Here is a 245-nt window from a genome sequence, read left to right as displayed (position 1 = left end):
GGTGACCAGCTCATGGGTGGGCACCTCGTGTACAAAGTTGTGGTAGTGGAAGAAGAGCGGAAAATCCCGCAGCTCTTCGCCGCTGGCGGGCAGCCAGTCGCGGTAGAGCGCCCGGGCACAGTCGGCCAGGAGGTCGTGGGAGCCGTGGTGGCGTACCACGGCGCAGCGCCCGGCCGGGATGAGGGCATTCTTCACGCCCCACTCATTGTCCTCGGCGACGGGGGACTCGACGCTGCCACAGAGGG

At 67.3% G+C, this 245-nt stretch carries 1 protein-coding gene; it reads right to left on the bottom strand.

Features of this window, described 5'->3' with window-relative positions; all coding sequences use genetic code 11:
- On the bottom strand, positions 1–245 hold a 245-nt coding region (locus AACR77_RS21725; RefSeq protein WP_042883410.1), incomplete at both ends, for an AraC family transcriptional regulator.

It is taken from the genome of Aeromonas sp. ZOR0002 (assembly GCF_963866995.1).
Lineage (GTDB): Bacteria > Pseudomonadota > Gammaproteobacteria > Enterobacterales > Aeromonadaceae > Aeromonas > Aeromonas caviae.
The sequence above is the reverse complement of the archived record's forward strand: the minus strand, read 5'-3'. Positions and strand labels throughout refer to the sequence as shown.